Consider the following 1,155-nt stretch of genomic DNA (forward strand, 5'->3'; position numbering starts at 1 on the left):
GATTTATATACTGTAATTAAAACTAAAAAGCAGCATTTTTTAGGCGCGGTAGTTTACCTTGAATCAACTAATAGTGATATAGGACTACCAGAATATTTAATTATTGATGGTCAACAAAGGTTAACCACGATTACATTATTACTACAGGCTTTAAAAGATGTTACCGTTGATGGTGATGCCTTCACTACTGGAACTATTGAAATGTTTTTAACAAATTCTCAGTCTCCCTCTCAAGAATATAAAATCAAGTTAAAGCCTATTAAATCAGATAATATTCAATACACAGCTTTGTTGAATCATGATAATGATAAATTAGATGAAAATAGTCATATTGTTGAAAACTATAAATTAGCAAAGCAAACCTTTGATAATTGGCTCAAGCAGGGAATTACAAGTAGAGAAATTTTACAAGCTATTCGACAACTCCAAGTAGTAGGAATCAGTCTTAAAGAAGGTGAGGATGATCCTCAAATTATTTTTGAAAGTATCAATTCGACTGGCGTTGCTTTAACTAATTCAGATTTAATTCGTAATTTCTTGTTAATGAGTGATCATGATCAAGAAAGATTATTTGAAGATTACTGGTTACCTATTGAAAATAAATTAAGAAGAGATAATAGCAATCATGCTATGGATGCGTTCTTTAGACAATTTATTATTATGAAGAAAAATTCAGTGGTCGCTGAACGTAAAGTTTACCAAACTTTTGTTGATACATTTAAAAATGAAAATCTAAGTCATGAACAAGCACTTAAGGAAATAAAAGATTATGCAGAATTATATGCTTCTTTTATGTATCCGGCAGAATCTAGTTATAACGATGATATTAAAACAGATTTAGCTAGTTTAAATAGAATAAATCAAAGCACATCTTATCCATTCTTTCTCCATGTTTTCCATGACTATGAAAATAATGAAATTGATGAAGAAACTTTAACTAAAGTGATTCATTTGATTACAATTTATCTTATAAGAAGGACAATTTGTGATGTGCCTTCTAATTCTTTATTAGGATTTTTTGCTAGTTATTATGCTAGAACATTTAAATTAGCTAAAAATAAGAAAAAATATTATGAAGCCATCAATAAGTATTTATTTGTCGTAAATTGCAATAATAAATTGAACACTTTTAATCAAGCTGCTTGATAGATTAGA

At 28.4% G+C, this 1,155-nt stretch carries 1 protein-coding gene; it reads left to right on the forward strand.

From position 1 onward, the window contains the following. On the forward strand, positions 1-1,146 hold a 1,146-nt coding region (locus CP368_RS10040; RefSeq protein ID WP_233185893.1), incomplete at its 5' end, for a DUF262 domain-containing protein. Between the last annotated feature and the right edge of the window lie 9 nt (positions 1,147-1,155).

Origin of the sequence: Lactobacillus sp. UMNPBX17 (genome assembly GCF_002553735.1) — a bacterium.
Classification (GTDB): domain Bacteria; phylum Bacillota; class Bacilli; order Lactobacillales; family Lactobacillaceae; genus Lactobacillus; species Lactobacillus gallinarum.